The following is a 17,849-nucleotide window of genomic DNA, read 5'->3' on the forward strand; positions in this document are numbered from 1 at the left end:
ATTCGCCCAATTAAAACCCTGCCAGGAGACTGGTGGGGTTTTTGTTTATGGCAAGGCAAGAGAAGCCGCCTGGCGCGCCGCTTTGCACTTGATCCTCTACGCTCAGGACACTATACGCACCAAGTGGCCAGAATTCTGTGCCAAGAATCAATTACGCCGTGGTTGGCCCGCTTACGCTTCAGGGGTCACATCCGGCAAAGGAGAAGCGACATGAGACTTAATGAACTGCACGACAATCCCGGCGCAACCCGATCCAAAAAGCGCATCGCGCGTGGTCCGGGCTCTGGCAAAGGTAAAACTGCTGGTCGGGGTATTAAAGGTCAAAAATCCCGTTCAGGCGTGGCGATCAAAGGTTACGAAGGCGGCCAAATGCCCTTGTACCAACGTTTGCCAAAACGGGGCTTTAACAAGCCGAACCGCAAGGCCTATGCCGTGGTAAACCTCGGCTTGATCCAAAAATTCATTGATGCAGGCAAGCTGACCGGTGATGTCACTGAAGACAGCTTGATTGCGTCGGGCCTTGTGCGCCGCAAATTGGACGGCATTCGCGTTTTGGCGAAGGGTGATTACGCTGCAAAGGTCTCAATCACAGTAACCGGGGCCTCCGCGGCTGCGAGAGCAGCAGTTGAAGCGGCTGGTGGGACTTTGACAGTGGCGTCAGCCGCCTCTTCTGAGTAATTGGCGGTTGCGAGCGGCCTCTAAGCTGCTTACATAACTTTTAGTGTCCAAGCGCCGCCATCGGGGACCCCCGTGGCGGCGATCTTGTTTTAGGGAGTTTTCAAATGGCATCTGCCGCCGAACAAATGGCCGCAAATTTAAGCTGGAGTACATTGGGCAAGGCGACCGAATTACGCCAGCGGATATTTTTCACCATCGGTCTGTTAATCGTCTATCGCATCGGGACTTACATTCCAGTTCCTGGGATCGACGCCGTTGCTTTGCAACAATTTATGGATCAAGCCGCCACCGGGATTGGCGGGGTCTTGTCGATGTTCACGGGCGGCGCCTTGGCTCGCATGGGAATTTTTGCGCTTGGCATTATGCCTTATATTTCAGCCTCCATCATCGTGCAGCTTTTGGGCGCCATGTGGGAGCCGCTTAAGCAGCTCAAAAAAGAGGGCGAGCAGGGGCGCAAGAAAATCAACCAATATACCCGCTACGGCACTGTTATCCTGGCGACCTTCCAAGCCTATGGCCTGGCCGCCAGCTTGCAAGCTGGTGATCTGGCCTCAGATCCGGGCATGTTCTTTATTGCGGCATGCGTGATTACATTGGTGGGTGGCACGATGTTCTTGATGTGGCTGGGTGAACAAATCACCGCGCGTGGCATTGGTAATGGTATTTCCTTGATCATTTTCGTAGGTATCATCGCCGAGCTTCCCGCCGCCTTTGGCCAGTTTTTCACTCAAGGGCGTTCAGGCGCGATTGGGACCGGCACGATGCTGGGTGTGATTGCAATGCTGATGATCACACTTGGGTTTGTGGTGTTTATGGAGCGCAGCCTGCGCAAAATCCATATTCAATACCCACGCCGTCAGGTTGGTATGAAAACCTATGACGGTGGTTCAAGCCATTTGCCGATCAAGGTCAACCCGGCCGGTGTTATTCCAGCGATTTTCGCGTCAGCCCTATTGTTGCTGCCCACCACGCTGACGACGTTTTCCGGCGGGCAGTCTGGTCCGGTGATGTCGACGATATTGGCCTATTTTGGCCCCGGTCAGCCGGCCTATCTTGCATTCTTTACGGCGATGATTGTCTTCTTTACCTATTTTTACACGCGGGAAGTGGCATTCAAAACCGATGAGGTAGCTGATAATTTGAAAAACCAAAATGGGTTCGTGCCGGGTATTCGCCCGGGTGCGAAAACCGCCGAGTATCTCGACTATGTGGTCACGCGGCTTTTGGTTTTGGGATCTGGCTACCTCGCGCTTGTGTGTTTGGTTCCTGAGATTCTGCGCAGCCAATTTGCCATCACGGCATATTTTGGCGGCACCTCAATCTTGATCATCGTATCGGTGGGTATGGACACCATCCAACAGGTTCAATCTCATCTATTAGCGCATCAATACGAAGGTCTGCTTGAGAAATCACAGCTCCGTGGCAAACGCCGCGGCAAAAAGGGTGGAGTGACGCGTCGATGAATATTATTTTAATTGGTCCACCCGGTGCGGGCAAAGGTACGCAAGCCAAGCTTTTGGTTGAAGAGCGTGGCATGGTGCAATTGTCGACGGGTGACATGCTGCGCGCTGCTAAGACATCTGGTACAGATATGGGCAATAAGGTTGCCGCCGTCATGGATGCCGGCCAATTGGTCACTGACGACATTGTGATCGGCCTGATTGCAGAGCAGCTAGACAGCGAAGCTGCTGGAGGCTTCATCTTTGACGGCTTCCCGCGCACCTTGGCGCAGGCCGATGCACTGGGTGAGCTGCTTGCGTCTAAAGGCGTAGGCTTGGATCATGTGATCGAGATGCAAGTGGATGATGAGGCCTTGGTGAACCGTATCACCGCAAGGTCCACCTGTGGTGGCTGTGGGGAAGGTTATAACGACATCTCCAAACCCATCCCGGCATCGGGCGCCTGCGGCAAATGTGGCAGCAGTGAATTGAAACGTCGGGCTGATGATAATGCGGAGAGTTTGAAGACGCGTTTGATGGCTTATTATAAAGAGACGTCACCGCTGATTGGCTATTACTACGCCAAAGACCAGCTTACATCCGTAGATGGTTTGGCCGATATTGAGGATGTGACCACATCAATTTCTCAAGTCTTAGGTTAAGGTCTTGACGTTCTAAGCAGATCCTCATACCAGACGCTATCTCTGGTAAGAGAATCATAAGGGCTGTGCGCATGGCCCTGAGTACCTCAATCGCAGGCTCGATGGCTTTTAGCTCCGGGCCTGTATCTGTGAAAAAAGGTTCCGGTATTACGGAACCGCAGTAGAAAAGGAATATGCCTTGGCTCGTATTGCCGGCGTAAACATCCCGACCCATAAACGGGTCCCGATTGCCCTCACTTACATCACTGGAATTGGCCTCACTTCTGCCAAAGAAATCTGTGTCAGTACAAACATCGACGAAACCCGTCGCGTGAATGAGCTGAGCGATGCAGAGGTTCTTGCGATTCGTGAGCACATCGATGCGACATACACTGTTGAAGGTGACCTGCGTCGTGAAACCCAGATGAACATCAAGCGTTTGATGGACCAAGGTTGCTACCGCGGCCTGCGTCATCGTCGTAATTTGCCTGTGCGCGGTCAGCGGACACACACAAATGCTCGGACGCGCAAAGGCCCAGCAAAAGCAATCGCTGGCAAGAAGAAGTAAGGGCAGATAGATGGCACGTGATAAAAGAGCGCCTAAGCGCAAAGAGCGGAAAAATATTGCAGCCGGTGTGGCGCATGTGAACAGCTCGTTCAACAACACAAAGATTTTGATCTCTGACGTACAGGGCAATGCGATTGCATGGTCGTCCTCGGGCAGCTGTGGCTTCAAAGGCTCGCGGAAATCTACGCCCTATGCTGCTCAAATGGCTGCGGAAGATGCGGGCAAGAAAGCCCAGGATCACGGTGTAAAAACTCTGGAAGTCGAAGTGCAGGGTCCAGGCTCAGGCCGTGAGAGCGCTCTGCGCGCATTGGCAGCATTGGGTTTGAACATCACATCGATCCGTGACGTGACGCCTATGGCGCACAACGGCTGCCGCCCACCTAAGCGCCGCCGCGTTTAAATATTTTGACTAAAGGGCATGCGGATGTTCGCGTGCCCTTTGGACATTTTTTCCCTCGAGCGTCTTTGGTTTTGGGACATGGAGCAAAGACAAGAATGGAGGACCGCATGATCCACAAGAATTGGGCCGAATTGATTAAGCCAATGCAGCTTGAAGTGAAGCCAGGCAATGATCCGAGCTGTCAAGCGACATTGATCGCCGAACCCCTTGAGCGGGGCTTTGGTCTTACTTTGGGCAACGCCTTGCGTCGCGTTCTGATGTCGTCTTTGCAGGGCGCTGCGATTGCCAGCGTGCAGATTGACAACGTTTTGCATGAATTTTCCAGCGTTGCGGGTGTTCGTGAAGATGTGACTGACATCGTTTTGAACCTTAAAGGTGTTGCGATCCGTATGGATGTTGAAGGCACCAAGCGTTTAATAGTCCAAGCCAAAGGCCCTGGTGTCGTAACTGCTGGTAACATTGTTGAATCCGCCGGCATCGAAGTTTTGAACAAAGAGCATATCCTGTGTCACCTCGACGAAGGCGCGGATCTGTTCATGGAACTGACTGTGAACACCGGTAAAGGTTATGTGGCTGCGGACAAAAACCGTCCCGAGGACGCGCCTATTGGATTGATCCCCGTCGATGCGATCTATTCGCCCGTGAAAAAAGTAAGCTATGATGTGCAGCCGACCCGTAAGGGACAGGTGTTGGATTATGATAAGCTGACTTTGAAAGTGGAGACAGACGGCTCTTTGACGCCAGATGATGCTTTGGCCTATGCGGCGCGGATTTTGCAAGATCAGCTTTCGATCTTTGTGAATTTCGACGAGCCGGAAAGCGCCAATGCAGCATCGGATGATGACGGCTTGGAATTCAACCCGCTGCTTTTGAAAAAGGTTGACGAGTTGGAACTTTCTGTGCGCTCTGCAAACTGCCTGAAAAACGACAATATCGTTTATATCGGTGATTTGATCCAAAAAACAGAAGCAGAAATGCTGCGCACGCCAAACTTTGGCCGAAAATCTCTGAACGAAATCAAAGAGGTTCTGTCCGGAATGGGGCTGCATCTCGGTATGGATGTCGAGGATTGGCCGCCCGATAATATCGAAGATCTGGCCAAGAAACTCGAAGATAACTTCTAAACTGGTAGGCGGGGCAGGGTCCCGCCTTCCATACGACTGGGCAATACCGCCCCAATAGGGAGGGGTTCACTCGCATGAGCCCCCAGACAAAGCAAAATGTAAACGGAGAAATAAAATGCGTCACGCACGTGGTTACCGCCGCCTGAATAGAACTCATGAACACCGCAAAGCGATGTTTGCGAATATGGCTGGGTCTTTGATCGAACACGAGCAGATCAAAACAACTTTGCCAAAAGCCAAAGAATTGAAGTCCATAATCGAAAAACTTGTCACTTTGGGCAAGCGCGGTGATGAGCATGCGCGCCGTCAAGCGATGAGCCGCCTAAAACAGCATATGCATGTCACAAAATTATTTGATGTGCTTGGCCCCCGCTACGCAGAGCGCCAAGGCGGCTATGTGCGGGTTTTGAAAGCGGGCTTCCGTTATGGTGACATGGCGCCCATGGCGATTATCGAGTTTGTTGATCGCAACGTTGATGCAAAAGGCGCGGCAGACAAAGCTCGCTTGGAAGCCGCTGATGAATAAGCCGGCATCACACTCGGAATGAGTTTGAGACCTCCGTATCGCGGGGGTCTTTTTTGTTTGCCCTTATACTTTTGCTCGGGCTTGCGCATAGAGTTTACGATTTTTTTGGATATTACAGCTTATCGTATTTGGCATGTTCTCGGCAAATTCTACGAGGGCAGAGTGCTGAATTTAAGTGTCTTGCGCTTATGGATTGGGATTTTTCTGCTGAGCGTGAATGCGCAGAACTGAAGCGAATGGCGCCGGCTGGCTATCACATCGCCCTGCATATCAAGGACACGACCCCACTGCACCGATTGCTTGATTATCCCGCCAGCTTGGTCGCTCATTATAAGGCGCAGGCCTATGGTTTGCGTAACCCGGTGGTGGCTTGGGCCTTGTCGGAGATTGGATCTGTGCGCTGGAGCGCGATCATACTTCCCGACCCTTTGGATTTATTGGGGCAGGCCGGGGCGCATGGTCTGGTCTATGGCGCGACGGTGTCAACCGGCCCGCTTGATGCGCGCACCATTGGCAGTCTGGCCGGGTCTGATCGAGAATTGACCGATGAAGAGCTGGCGCGAGCAGAGGTGCTCATCACAGAGTTGCATCGGCGGTTGATGCCACCCAGGCCACTGACCCTGGCGCAGGTGGAGGCACTGCGCTTGATTGCCAAAGGGTATCGCTACGCGGATGCTACGAAAGCTTTGCAGATTTCGCAAAGCGCATTGAAGGCACGGATCACCGCTGCCCGTCATCACCTTCGTGCCTGCACCACCGCGGAAGCCATCCAACGAGCTTCATCTTATGACTTAATTTAATTGATGCACCGCGCGACAGGTCGGTTGGATATTTCCCTTTGCGCGCTCCTCGCTTAGGTTGGCGGGATGATGGATCTATTCGACACGCCGGGCAATGAGGTGCCCTCTTCAGATGCGCCGCGGCCCTTGGCAGACCGGTTGCGTCCGCGGTTTTTGGCTGATGTGATTGGCCAAGGGCAAATTCTGGGTCCAGAAGCTCCCTTGACAGTGATGCTTAAGGCCAATGCCTTGGGGTCGATCATCTTTTGGGGGCCGCCGGGCGTGGGTAAAACCACCATCGCCCGCCTATTGGCTGAGGAGACAGATCTGAAATTTGTGCAGATTAGCGCAATTTTCAGCGGCGTACCGGAGTTGCGCAAAGTATTTCACGCGGCGCAAAACCGGCGGAGCAATGGGCAGGGAACGTTGCTATTCGTGGATGAAATCCATCGTTTCAACAAAGCTCAACAAGACAGTTTCCTACCGCTTATGGAGGACGGTACGCTGGTATTGGTGGGGGCCACCACTGAAAACCCCTCCTTTGAATTAAATGCCGCCGTTCTATCACGGGCGCAGGTTCTGGTGTTAGAGCGTCTGTCCGATGATGAGCTGGAGCTTCTGGCGCAGCGGGCTGAGATGGGGACGGGCGCTGCCTTGCCGTTGGACGCAGGCGCGCGCCGGGCACTTTTGGAAATGGCCGATGGTGATGGGCGCAGCCTGCTCAATTTGATTGAACAAATCTTGGCTTGGGGGCTGCAGGAGCCCATGGGCCGGAGCGCCCTGTCCAAACGTTTGATGCGCCGCGCCGCTCTCTACGACAAATCTGGAGACAGCCATTACAATTTGATTTCGGCTCTGCACAAATCCATTCGTGGTTCTGACCCAGATGCGGCGCTCTATTGGTTTGCGCGGATGATGCAGGGTGGTGAGGATCCGCGCTATTTGGCTCGCCGCCTGACACGCATGGCTGTGGAGGACATAGGTTTGGCAGATCCACAAGCGCAAGAGGTTTGCTTGCAATCTTGGCAAACTTACGAAAGGTTAGGCAGCCCTGAGGGGGAGTTGGCTTTGGCGCAGGCCGTGACGTATCTGGCCCTAGCGCCAAAATCGAATGCTGCCTATGTGGCCTATAAGGCCGCCCTGCGCGAGGCCAAGCAAACCGGATCGCAACCGCCTCCCAAACATATTCTTAATGCCGCGACCAGTTTGATGAAGGATCAAGGCTATGGCGCCGGATACGCATATGATCATGATACGGAAGATGGGTTTTCCGGGCAAAATTACTTCCCAGAAGGCATGGAGCGCCCGAGTTACTATGCACCTGTGGAGCGGGGATTTGAACGAGAGTTGCGAAAACGTCTTGCCTATTTCGAAAAGCTGCGCAACCGCCGCAAAGGTTGACAAACCGTCCGCCTGAGCACATTGCACCCACATGCATATGACAGTGTTACAGGTGGCCCTTGGGGGAGCGATTGGCGCAGTGCTTCGGTTTTTGGCCGCAGTGGGCATCTTGCGTCTTGTGGGACCACGATTTCCACTGGCGGTGATGAAGGTCAACATCTTGGGCTCTTTTGCGATAGGAATGTTTGTGATCTATGCGGCGCAACGCGGTTTAGCCCATTTGACCCTATTGATCATGACGGGCCTGCTTGGTGGGTTCACAACCTTCTCTGCCTTCCCCTTGGAGGCGGTGAATCTATTCGAACGCGGCAGCATGGGGCAAGCGCTGGGGTATGTCACCCTATCGGTGGTCCTTTCAATAGGAGGCTTGAATTTGGGCCTGATGATTGCACGAGGAATATGGGCATGAGCCGAGTACAGCTTTTGGAAGTGAATGAGGGAGATGGCGATCAGCGCTTGGATCGTTGGTTCCGCCGTCTTTTTCCGCAGGTGCAGCAGGGCCAGATCGAAAAGATGTGTCGCAAGGGCGATATTCGCGTAGATGGGGGGCGGGTGAAGTCCAATACGCGGGTAGAAGTGGGGCAAGTGGTCCGTATCCCGCCTTTGCCGGATACGCCGGCGCCGGCCATCGTCGACAAAAAAATCTCTGATGCGGATGCCAAAATGATTCAATCCTGCGTTTTATACCGCGATGAGCATATTATCGCGTTGAACAAACCGCCGGGCCTGCCGGTGCAGGGGGGTAGTAAACAGCATCGCCATGTGGACGGCCTCACCCCTGCGTTGCGGTTTGGCAATGACGAAAACCCGCGGCTTGTGCATCGTTTGGACAAGGACACCTCTGGGGTATTGATCCTAGGGCGCAGCCGGCAGATGGCGGCGTCTTTGGCTGAGGCCTTTCGCCACCGAGAGACACGCAAGATTTATTGGGCCGTTGTCGCTGGCGTACCGCATCCAAAAATGGGCACAGTGAAATATGGGTTGGTCAAAGCTGGTGGTCATGGCAGCTATGGTGAGGGCGAGAAAATGCATTGCCTGCATCCCAATGAGGTAGCCACAACCCCCGGAGCGAAGCGCGCCACTACGGATTATGCGGTCCTGTCGCCGCTTGGCAGCCGAGCAGCTTGGGTCGCATTGGTTCCCGTAACCGGGCGGACGCATCAGCTGCGGGCGCATATGGCCGAAATGGGACATCCGATTGTTGGAGACGGCAAATATGGCGGCTCGAGCCAAGAAAATCTTGGGCATGGCTGGGGTGCGCAATTGGGCGGAGATATCAGCAAAAAGATGCATCTCCATGCTAGGCATTTGCGGCTGGAGCATCCTGTGACCCGCGCAATGCTGTCCTTTACCGCCCCTTTGCCCGAGCATATGCAGCGCACGTGGGATCAGATGCAATGGGACCCGCGCGATGTGGAACTTGATCCATTTGAGGGCGATGAATGAGCCGACCGCGGACTTTGGTTCTATTTGATGTCGATGGTACGCTGATTGACAGCCAATCTCATATTTTGGGTGCCATGGACTTTGCCTTCAAGACGCGCGGTCTCGTCTTGCCGCCCGCCTCTGAGATATTGGCTAATGTTGGTTTGTCGTTGCCGGAAGCCTTTGCGCAACTCTGCCCTGAGACAGATGCGCAAGAGCGCCTGCTGTTGGTCGAGGCCTATAAAGGCAGTTTCGCGCGCCTGCGATCGGCCTCTACCTCACCACTCTATCCGGGGGCTCTGGCGTGTTTGGACAGGCTGAAACACATGGATGATATCGTCTTAGGTATCGCCACTGGCAAATCGCGCCGTGGTTTGCGCCATGTTTTGTCGAACCCTGATTTGGCCGGGCGTTTTGCAACAACGCAAGTGGCAGATGATCACGCATCGAAGCCGCATCCCTCGATGGCTTTACAAGCTATGACGGAAAGTGGCGCCGTGCGCGGGGTGATGATCGGTGATACCACGTTTGATATGCAAATGGGCCGGGCTGCCGGGTTAAAAACTATTGGGGTATGTTGGGGCTATCATGCGGAACAAGCTTTGCGCGCGCAGGCGGATCGGATGGTCACCGATTATGCGCGACTGGTGCCGGAAGTGCAAAACCTATGGAGTGAGATATGAGCGATTGGGCTGCAAAACGATTTTGGAGTGATGTGACCGTTGATCTGCGCGGCCAAGACTATGTGATCCTTTTGGATAATCGCTTGGTCAAAACACCCGCCAAGGCAACTCTAGCCGTGCCCACTCAAGCCATGGCAGCAGCTATTGCAGCGGAGTGGGAGGCGCAAAGCGAGAAAATCGACCCGTGGGCCATGCCCACCACGCGCACGGCAAATGCGGCCTTGGACAAGGTGATGCCGCAACGGGATGAAGTGGCGCAGTTGATTGCTGCTTATGGCGAAAATGATTTGCTCTGTTACCGGGCCCCTGCGCCCATAGAGTTGGCGGCCCGTCAAAAAGAGGCATGGGACCCGCTTTTGGCTTGGGCGGCTGAGGTGCTGGATGCGCCCCTGCGCACCGCTGAAGGGGTGATGCATTTGGTGCAACCCGCGAATGCGGTGGCCAATTTAACCGCGCGGGTTGTGGCGCAGTCGCCGTTTCAATTGGCTGCTCTGCATGATCTTGTCAGCATGTCTGGATCACTGGTGATTGGGCTGGCGGCGCAGGCAGGGGCGTTTGCCATCGACGATCTTTGGATGCGCTCGCGGCTCGACGAACTGTGGCAAATCGAGCAGTGGGGTCAGGATGACGAAGCTGACGCAACGGCAAGTTTGAAGCATTTGGCATTTTTGCACGCCCACCGATTCTATAAAATGAGCTAAGTCCTGCAGTATACAAATGTACACAAATTTTTATGCCCTATTTTAACGAAATAATAAGTAAAAAGCACCGATTTTTGTGGTGATCTCTTGACCGGCTGACGTAAAACTTGTCATTGTCTATCATTGCAGAGGAAACTCTTGCATTCATGCCAATTAATTTAATTGGATTAGACTGCCCTTTGGGGTGGAAAACAGGATGAGGTAAAAATGAAAAAAACCGTATTTCTTGGTGCATTGACCGTAGCTGGCCTAGCGGCTGGCTTGGTATCTGCTGGCACCCTCGATGATGTTAAAGCACGCGGCAAACTGAACTGTGGTGTGACCACAGGTGTTCCAGGTTTCGCTGAGCCTGACGCAAATGGCGTTTGGCAGGGTTTTGACGTTGCTGTATGTCGCGCGGTTGCGGCAGCTGTGTTGGGCGACAACATGGCTGTTGAATTCGTTCCAACAACCGGCAAAACGCGTTTCACCGCTTTGGCATCTGGCGAGATCGATCTTCTTGCCCGTAACACAACTTGGACAATGTCCCGCGACGTTGACCTGAAGTTCGAATTTGTCGGCGTAAACTACTACGACGGTCAAGGCTTCATGGTTCCGGCTTCTTTGGGTGTGTCCTCAGCTGCTGAGCTGGATGGCGCGACTGTTTGTATCCAAACTGGTACAACAACAGAGCTGAACTTGGCTGATTTCTTCCGTGCGAATGGCATCTCTTACGAGCCAGTACCAATCGAAACTGGTTCAGAAGCGGCTCAACTGTTCCTCGCAGGTTCCTGCGACGTTTACACGACTGACCGTTCCGCTTTGGCCGCTCAACGTGCAAACTTCCCAAATCCAGACGACTATGTTGTTCTACCCGACGTCGTTTCCAAAGAGCCACTCGGCCCATTGGTTCGTCACGGTGACAATGACTGGGGCGATATCGCGCGCTGGACTTTGAACGCTTTGATCACAGCTGAAGAGCTGGGTGTGACTTCCGACAACATCGCTGAAATGTCTGCGGGCACAAACAACCCAGAAATCAACCGTCTATTGGGCTCTGAAGGCACTTTGGGCGAAATGCTCGGTCTGGACGCAGAATGGGCAAAACGTGCCATCATGTCCGGCGGCAACTACGGTGAAGTGTTCGAAAGCAACATCGGTGCTGCAACAAACATCGGCTTGGCCCGTGGTTTGAACGCACAGTGGAAAGACGGCGGTCTGATCTATTCACCACCATTCCGCTAAGAACATATTGGATTGGGCGCAGAGAAATCTGCGCCCTTTTCACGTCCAAGCCTAAGACAAATCTGAAAATATAAAATTCAAAATAAATTCAGAAACTCAGGGAAAAATTCCATGTCATCAACGACACAAACAGGGGCAAGCAAGTTCAGCTTGTCAATGTTGATAAATGATACCCGCTACCGATCAACAACATTTCAAGTGATTGCGCTGATCGGCCTTATTTTTGCGATAGGCTATCTGGTTTCTAATCTTCTGTCGAATCTCGCTGACGCCGGTCTGAATATCAGCTGGAGATTCTTCGGCGAGACAGCCGGCTATGACATCAATCAAATGCCCATCGAATATAACAATCAGATGAGCCATGGCCGCGCCTCCCTGGTGGGGGCCGTAAATACGCTGATCGTGGCCTTTTTGGCCTGTGTGAGCGCCACCATTTTGGGCGTCATCGCCGGGGTGCTGCGCCTTTCAAATAACTGGGTCGTTTCAAAACTCATGGCGATATATGTGGAAGCCTTCCGCAATGTACCGGTTTTGGTCTGGATTTTGATCATTTTTCTTGTCATGTCGAACATCTTGCCGCAACCCCGTGAATTTCGTGGTGATGCAGCGGCAAGCTCCATGTGGTTTGACATGGTCGCCTTCACCAACCGCGGGGTTTATATCCCTCGGCTGATTTTGGAAGATCTTGGCTGGGTTGTATACGCCGCTTTTGGTCTCTCGATCATCGGTGTTTTCGTCTTCCGACGCTATGCTAGAAACTTGCTTTTCAACACCGGACGTTTGATCCCAACTTTCTTGCCATCCATTGCTATTTTGATCCTCCCAACTGTGCTGGTCTATTTTGCTTTGGGCAGCCCGATCGGGCTGGAGAACCCTGCACTGAAAGGGTTTAACTTTAAGGGTGGCCTGCATTTGCGCCTATCTTTGATTGCACTCTGGTTTGCATTGGCCATCTATACTGGAGCGTTCATTGCTGAAAATGTCCGTGCAGGGATTCAAGCCATCAGCCACGGTCAAACGGAGGCCGCTGCTGCCTTGGGAATGCGTCCGGGTCGGATCATGTCACTGATCATTTTGCCGCAAGCGCTGCGCGTTATCGTACCGCCGCTGATTTCCCAATATCTAAACATCACCAAAAACAGCTCGCTGGCCATTGCTGTCGGCTATATGGATATCACCGGCACGCTGGGCGGTATTACGCTCAATCAAACTGGTCGCGCGATTGAATGTATTTTGGTCTTGATGCTGTTCTATTTGGTAATCAGCCTGTCAATTTCGGCCATTATGAACGTCTATAACAATGCTATGAAGTTGAAGGAGCGTTGAGATGAGCGATACACCGAACATCGGCTTTGTACGTCATGAGCCTATCCCGCCATCTGCACCGCCCATTCAACAGGCTGGTATGGTCAAATGGATGCGTGAAAACCTATTCTCGAATTGGATCAATTCGATCCTAACCATTCTGTCCATCTATTTTGTCGCTAAAATCATCCTCGCGTCGACACCCTGGATGTGGAACGGGGTCTGGACCACTAGTAGCCTGAGGGAGTGCCGGGAAGTTTTGCAAGGCACCATTGGCGCATGTTGGTCGGTTTTGGCTGAACGCTGGAACCAAATGTTGTTTGGCTTTAAATATCCGGCCGAAGCCTATTGGCGGCCGACCCTGGCCTTTGTGTTGCTTTTGGTCTGCATCGCTCCGATTTTGTTCCAAAAATTGCCACGTAACATGTTGATATTTTCCGCGATATACCCCTTCCTGGCCTTTTGGTTGATCTGGGGCGGAACAGTTTTGACCCCTGTTGTGGTCGCCCTATCACTCATAGCGGGATATCTGGCCTTCGTGAAGATGGAGCGCCTGACTGGCTTTGCGACAGGGCTGTTGTCCGGCGTCGTCGCAGTGGCGTTGGTGCTTTACTTGGGTAGCTTTGTGACCGCAGCTCTGCCTGAGTTTATCGCGCTTGAGCCTGTGGCGTCGCGGGATATGGGGGGCTTTATGCTCAACCTTATTCTGGGAACCGTCTGCGTGTCTTTGTCTATTCCACTAGGGATCGTCCTGGCCTTGGGCAGACAGTCGAATATGCCTATCATCAAGGGCATTTGTGTGGTATTTATCGAGTTTATTCGCGGTGTGCCGCTGATCACGCTGCTGTTTGTGGCCAATGTCGTGCTGTCATATTTCTTCCCACCCGGCACCAATCTGGATTTGATCCTAAGGGTGATTATTATGATCACACTTTTCTCTGCGGCCTATATCGCAGAGGTGATCCGGGGTGGCCTCGCAGCCCTGCCACGCGGGCAATATGAGGCGGCTGACAGTCTGGGCTTGGACTACCCGCAGGCGATGCGTTTAATCATCCTGCCGCAGGCGCTCAAGATCTCTATTCCAGGCATCGTGAACGTGGCAGTTGGCTTGTTCAAAGACACCACGTTGGTCTCGGTTATCTCCATGTTTGATCTCGTCGGTATGATCCGGGGTCCGATTTCTTCCTCCACAGCTTGGACGGGGATCTATTGGGAGCTTTATCTCTTCGCGATCTTGCTGTTCTTCGTCGTCTGCTACGGCATCTCACAATATTCACAATGGTTGGAGCGGCAGCTTCGAACCGATCATCACTAAGGGAGCTTTGAGAATGTCTGAAGCCCAAATGAAAGTTTCTGATGAGATCGCAATCTCAATCGAGCACATGAATAAATGGTATGGTACATTCCATGTGCTGCGCGACATCAATCTTGATGTGCAGCGTGGCGAGCGGATTGTGATTTGCGGGCCGTCAGGCTCGGGAAAATCCACCCTCATTCGCTGCATCAATGCTCTGGAGGAGCATCAACAGGGATCCATCACAGTCGATGGGACGCTATTATCCTCCGATGTGAAGAACATCGACAAGGTGCGCTCTGAAGTTGGTATGTGCTTCCAGCACTTCAACCTGTTCCCACATCTTACAATCTTGGAAAATTGCACCTTGGCTCCCATTTGGGTGCGAAAAATACCTAAGAAAGAAGCCGAAGAAACGGCTATGCACTTTCTTGAAAAGGTTAAAATTCCGGAGCAAGCCGATAAATATCCCGGCCAGCTGTCTGGCGGTCAGCAACAACGGGTGGCAATTGCGCGCTCCTTGTGCATGAAGCCCCGGATCATGCTCTTTGATGAACCCACCTCTGCGCTTGACCCTGAGATGATCAAAGAGGTGTTGGACACGATGATCGAACTTGCCGAGGATGGTATGACCATGCTTTGCGTGACCCATGAAATGGGGTTTGCACGCCAAGTGGCAAATCGGGTCATTTTCATGGATGCGGGGCAAATTGTCGAACAGAACAAGCCAGAAGAGTTCTTCAACAAACCGCAATCAGATCGCACAAAATTGTTCTTGAGCCAAATTTTGGGTCATTAGCGGTCTTTTAGCCTGTCAGAAGTCAAATTGGGCCCCTCGCGGGGCCCTCTTTATCGTGTGAGATCTGCGGGCGTCGTGAAATCAACGAGCTGTGCTGTGCCGCCTTGGGGATCATAGTTTAGCACAAGCGTGGCGCCCGGCGGATATGTGTAAAATGTAGGATGGTCCGGCGGTGTTTTGACCATGGTACTGGCCACCTCAGCAATGCCGGGGTTATGGGCCAGCAGCAAGAGGCTGTCGCTTTGGCTCTGGGCATGGATGGCCGCGCGCAAAGTTGTGCATTCTGCCAAATAGAGTTCAGCCATTTCATCTGCGCCACAGGTAAGCGTGAGCGCTGCAAAGCTCTGGCGTGTGCGTTTGGCATCTGAGACCAATGCATGACGTGGCAAATGACCTGATTTTTTGAGCCAAGAGCCTAACCGGCGAGCCTCATCTTGACCCCTTACACTGAGTGCGCGGGCGTGATCGTCCTGTCCGGGGGCACATTCGGCATGGGTATGGCGTATCAATATGAGCTTCAATTTAAAAACTCCCGCATGTGATAGGCCGATTGTGCCGCGTCGCGCTCATAGGCTTGACTGATTGGACAGGCGCGCCGGGCCAGACAGCCCGTCGTGAGGCAGCGTTGCAATGGATCCGACTGCACATAGGATCTGCAAGCCTCAACAGCATATTGCTTGCCCTGTAGCGCGCCAACTGGGCAGGCGGTCGTGCAAGGCGCGGCACAGCTGGCACAGGGATATGTTGGCGCTTCAGGCGTCTGGATTTCCCAATCCAATTCCAAAGCGCCGCGATAGGAGACCATAAGCCCAGCGTTGGCTTGCACCAGCATGCCCACGGGGCTGATCCAGGCGCGGTCACTGGCCATGGCCCAGGTGAGAAACGGGGCTTGCTCTGCTCCAAAAGGAAAATGCACCCGCGCTTCAAGCCCGTCTGCCAGCCCTGTGATCACGCGTCGTGACCAGCGGTCTACGGGATCCGCTGCGCCATCTCGCCATTCGGGACTGTCACAGAGCGCAGGCCAAAACCCCGGCTCATGTGGACCGAGCAATAGGATGGTGCCGCGTGCGCCGAGCAGAGTTCCAAAAATGGTCAGATGTTCCGCCTGAACCCTGTAAAGAAGTTCGCCATATGTCATTTGTGCAAGAATGGCAGAGCCAGGGACCAGATCAGGCGCGTGGGGCGTAGATCTTGCCATTGCAGGCCAATTTTCATCTGTCGATGCCCGTCTTGTGGGCTTTGGGTATAGGTACCAAACAAGCGGTCCCACCACGATAGGGCAAATCCGTAGTTGCTATCGTGTTCAAAGCGATGCACCGAATGGTGAATGCGGTGCATGTCAGGGGTGACCAAAACACTGCGCATGACCCGATCCAGTTTCTGCGGCAATGCGATATTGGCATGATTAAACATGGCCGATCCATTGAGCAAAACTTCAAATACCAGCACGGTCCAGGCCGCGGGGCCAAGCAGATATACCAAGCCAATCTTAAATCCCATGGACAAGGCAATTTCTACCGGATGAAAGCGGATCGCTGTGGTGACATCAAATTCAATATCAGAGTGATGCACGCGGTGGATGCGCCAGAGCAACGGGATTTTATGGCTCAGCAAATGCTGCACCCATATCGCAAAATCCATCATCAGGATGACCACAATCAACTCTATCCAGCTGGGCAGGGCGATAAGGTTGAGTAGGCCCCAGCCCCTGGCGCTGGCATCCGCGGCGGCCAAAACTGCGGCGAATGGGAGAAATATCGCCAAAGCCCGCAGGGTGAGCGTATCGACCACGACAAAGACCCAATTTGTGATCCAGCGCCGAGTTTTTTGCGGTCGAGGGCGGCGGGGGGCCAAATGCTCGATGCCTGCTAAAATGGCGAAGAGGCCTAGAAATATGGCGAGGCGCAATAGGGCGTCTTGGGACATCTGCGCGCGCTTCCCTATGATCTTTTGGGGGCGTCTGGAGATCGGATCAACGATCCTGCCCCGTGATCCGTGAACAATTCTAAAAGACAGGCATTTGGCGCGCGCCCGTCGATAATCACCACTGCTCGCACACCGCCAGAAATCGCTTCCAGCGCGGTTTCGGTTTTGGGGATCATGCCTCCTGCAATCACACCATTTGCGGTCAAATCTTTGATATTGTCTGGCGACAGTTCTGTCAGCACGTCGCCATCGGCATTTTTCACACCTGACACATCGGTCAAAAGCAAAAGCCTGTCTGCCTTAAGTGCTGCGGCAATGGAGCCGGCAACTGTGTCGCCATTTATGTTGAAGGTCTCTCCAGCATCGCCTGCGCCCAGCGGGGCAATGACCGGAATCATATCCGCGTCAAAAAGTGTATTTAGAACAGTTGGATCAATATCCCGCGGTTTGCCGACCAGACCTAACTTCGGATCCGCAACATCGCAGGTCATCAAGCTGGCGTCCTTGCCCGATAGGCCAACGGCGCGTCCACCCTGCGCGTTAATAGCCTGCACGATCCGTTTGTTAACGCGACCTGAAAGGACCATTTCAACAACTTCCATCGTCGCCGCATCCGTGACACGTTTGCCGTCGACGAAGTGGGATTGTATATCCAGGCGCTTGAGCATTTCATTTATCATCGGCCCGCCGCCGTGCACGATCACCGGGTTTACCCCCACCTGCTGCATCAAAACAACATCACGCGCAAAGGACTCCATGGCCGCATCACTGCCCATGGCATGGCCGCCAAATTTTATCACCACTGTTGCGCCGTCATAGCGCTGCAGATACGGCAAGGCTTTTGACAAAGTGCTGGCGGTGGTTAACCATTCGCTTTTCATGGGGTGATCTTTCTGAACCGGCTAATGTAAGCGTAGTGAATTCAAGCAGTGCTGC

General features: G+C 53.3%; 22 protein-coding genes. 18 read left to right on the forward strand and 4 right to left on the reverse strand.

Translation table 11 applies throughout. The annotated features are described in order from the left end of the window. From ABLW18_RS09280 to ABLW18_RS09365, 18 genes are all read left to right on the forward strand, one after another. Nucleotides 1–214, forward strand: a 214-nt coding sequence (locus tag ABLW18_RS09280; protein ID WP_347824542.1) for a hypothetical protein, incomplete at its 5' end; no start/stop codon positions are given. Continuing rightward, entirely contained in the window at nucleotides 211–678 is a 468-nt protein-coding gene (gene rplO, locus ABLW18_RS09285) for a 50S ribosomal protein L15 (protein ID WP_347824543.1), read from the forward strand. The genes ABLW18_RS09280 and rplO, both read left to right, overlap by 4 nt. Nucleotides 679–782: 104 nt before the next feature. Continuing rightward, the gene (secY, locus tag ABLW18_RS09290; protein ID WP_347824544.1) at nucleotides 783–2,141 is read left to right on the forward strand and encodes a preprotein translocase subunit SecY; all 1,359 of its coding nucleotides are present in this window, start codon (nucleotides 783–785) and stop codon (nucleotides 2,139–2,141) included. Then, nucleotides 2,138–2,779, forward strand: coding sequence for an adenylate kinase (locus tag ABLW18_RS09295; RefSeq protein WP_347824545.1), 642 nt, complete (start codon nucleotides 2,138–2,140; stop codon nucleotides 2,777–2,779). Before secY ends, ABLW18_RS09295 begins: the two co-directional genes overlap by 4 nt. A 178-nt stretch (nucleotides 2,780–2,957) precedes the next feature. Continuing rightward, complete coding sequence (rpsM, locus tag ABLW18_RS09300; protein WP_347824546.1) at nucleotides 2,958–3,326, forward strand: 30S ribosomal protein S13; 369 nt, start codon at nucleotides 2,958–2,960, stop codon at nucleotides 3,324–3,326. 10 nt (nucleotides 3,327–3,336) lie between these two features. Next, nucleotides 3,337–3,726 carry a 30S ribosomal protein S11 gene (gene rpsK / locus ABLW18_RS09305; protein ID WP_347824547.1) on the forward strand — a complete coding sequence of 130 codons (390 nt, stop codon included), beginning with the start codon at nucleotides 3,337–3,339 and terminating at the stop codon, nucleotides 3,724–3,726. 107 nt (nucleotides 3,727–3,833) lie between these two features. Beyond that, on the forward strand, nucleotides 3,834–4,850 hold the full coding sequence (locus ABLW18_RS09310) for a DNA-directed RNA polymerase subunit alpha (RefSeq protein WP_347824548.1): 1,017 nt from the start codon (nucleotides 3,834–3,836) through the stop codon (nucleotides 4,848–4,850). 115 nt (nucleotides 4,851–4,965) lie between these two features. Continuing rightward, nucleotides 4,966–5,376, forward strand: a complete 411-nt coding sequence (gene rplQ, locus ABLW18_RS09315) for a 50S ribosomal protein L17 (RefSeq protein WP_347824549.1) — start codon at nucleotides 4,966–4,968, stop codon at nucleotides 5,374–5,376. A gap of 188 nt (nucleotides 5,377–5,564) precedes the next feature. Continuing rightward, nucleotides 5,565–6,176: an autoinducer binding domain-containing protein gene (locus ABLW18_RS09320; protein WP_347824550.1), complete on the forward strand. Its 612-nt coding sequence runs from the start codon at nucleotides 5,565–5,567 to the stop codon at nucleotides 6,174–6,176. 66 nt (nucleotides 6,177–6,242) lie between these two features. Next, entirely contained in the window at nucleotides 6,243–7,556 is a 1,314-nt protein-coding gene (locus ABLW18_RS09325; RefSeq protein ID WP_347824551.1) for a replication-associated recombination protein A, read from the forward strand. A gap of 31 nt (nucleotides 7,557–7,587) precedes the next feature. Then, on the forward strand, nucleotides 7,588–7,965 hold the full coding sequence (gene crcB, locus ABLW18_RS09330) for a fluoride efflux transporter CrcB (RefSeq protein WP_347824552.1): 378 nt from the start codon (nucleotides 7,588–7,590) through the stop codon (nucleotides 7,963–7,965). Next, nucleotides 7,962–9,002 (forward strand): RluA family pseudouridine synthase, encoded by a 1,041-nt coding sequence (locus ABLW18_RS09335; RefSeq protein WP_347824553.1) that lies wholly within the window; start codon nucleotides 7,962–7,964, stop codon nucleotides 9,000–9,002. Before crcB ends, ABLW18_RS09335 begins: the two co-directional genes overlap by 4 nt. Beyond that, nucleotides 8,999–9,664, forward strand: coding sequence for an HAD-IA family hydrolase (locus ABLW18_RS09340; RefSeq protein ID WP_347824554.1), 666 nt, complete (start codon nucleotides 8,999–9,001; stop codon nucleotides 9,662–9,664). Before ABLW18_RS09335 ends, ABLW18_RS09340 begins: the two co-directional genes overlap by 4 nt. After that, entirely contained in the window at nucleotides 9,661–10,365 is a 705-nt protein-coding gene (locus tag ABLW18_RS09345) for an ATP12 family protein (protein WP_347824555.1), read from the forward strand. Before ABLW18_RS09340 ends, ABLW18_RS09345 begins: the two co-directional genes overlap by 4 nt. Before the next feature lie 207 nt (nucleotides 10,366–10,572). After that, nucleotides 10,573–11,589, forward strand: a complete 1,017-nt coding sequence (locus tag ABLW18_RS09350) for an amino acid ABC transporter substrate-binding protein (protein WP_271857575.1) — start codon at nucleotides 10,573–10,575, stop codon at nucleotides 11,587–11,589. A gap of 111 nt (nucleotides 11,590–11,700) precedes the next feature. Next, nucleotides 11,701–12,915, forward strand: coding sequence for an ABC transporter permease subunit (locus tag ABLW18_RS09355; protein ID WP_347824556.1), 1,215 nt, complete (start codon nucleotides 11,701–11,703; stop codon nucleotides 12,913–12,915). Nucleotide 12,916: 1 nt separating this feature from the next. Then, a complete protein-coding gene (locus ABLW18_RS09360) occupies nucleotides 12,917–14,209 on the forward strand; it encodes an amino acid ABC transporter permease (protein WP_347824557.1) in 1,293 nt (430 codons plus the stop codon). Between the two features lie 13 nt (nucleotides 14,210–14,222). Next, on the forward strand, nucleotides 14,223–14,987 hold the full coding sequence (locus tag ABLW18_RS09365) for an amino acid ABC transporter ATP-binding protein (RefSeq protein ID WP_347824558.1): 765 nt from the start codon (nucleotides 14,223–14,225) through the stop codon (nucleotides 14,985–14,987). A 50-nt stretch (nucleotides 14,988–15,037) separates the two neighbouring features. Here the strand turns inward: ABLW18_RS09365 and ABLW18_RS09370 are convergent, their stop codons facing one another. Genes ABLW18_RS09370 through argB form a run of 4 tightly spaced genes read right to left on the reverse strand, consistent with a single transcriptional unit; the run spans nucleotide 15,038 to nucleotide 17,794 of the window. Next, a complete protein-coding gene (locus ABLW18_RS09370) occupies nucleotides 15,038–15,508 on the reverse strand; it encodes a histidine phosphatase family protein (protein ID WP_347824559.1) in 471 nt (156 codons plus the stop codon). After that, on the reverse strand, nucleotides 15,505–16,125 hold the full coding sequence (locus ABLW18_RS09375; protein ID WP_347824560.1) for a ferredoxin: 621 nt from the start codon (nucleotides 16,123–16,125) through the stop codon (nucleotides 15,505–15,507). Before ABLW18_RS09375 ends, ABLW18_RS09370 begins: the two co-directional genes overlap by 4 nt. After that, nucleotides 16,122–16,913: a sterol desaturase family protein gene (locus ABLW18_RS09380; RefSeq protein WP_347824561.1), complete on the reverse strand. Its 792-nt coding sequence runs from the start codon at nucleotides 16,911–16,913 to the stop codon at nucleotides 16,122–16,124. The genes ABLW18_RS09375 and ABLW18_RS09380 overlap by 4 nt, the downstream gene beginning before the upstream one ends. A gap of 14 nt (nucleotides 16,914–16,927) precedes the next feature. Beyond that, nucleotides 16,928–17,794 (reverse strand): acetylglutamate kinase, encoded by an 867-nt coding sequence (argB, locus tag ABLW18_RS09385; protein ID WP_347824562.1) that lies wholly within the window; start codon nucleotides 17,792–17,794, stop codon nucleotides 16,928–16,930. Between the last annotated feature and the right edge of the window lie 55 nt (nucleotides 17,795–17,849).

This window comes from uncultured Planktomarina sp. (genome assembly GCA_943788425.1).
Classification (GTDB): domain Bacteria; phylum Pseudomonadota; class Alphaproteobacteria; order Rhodobacterales; family Rhodobacteraceae; genus Planktomarina.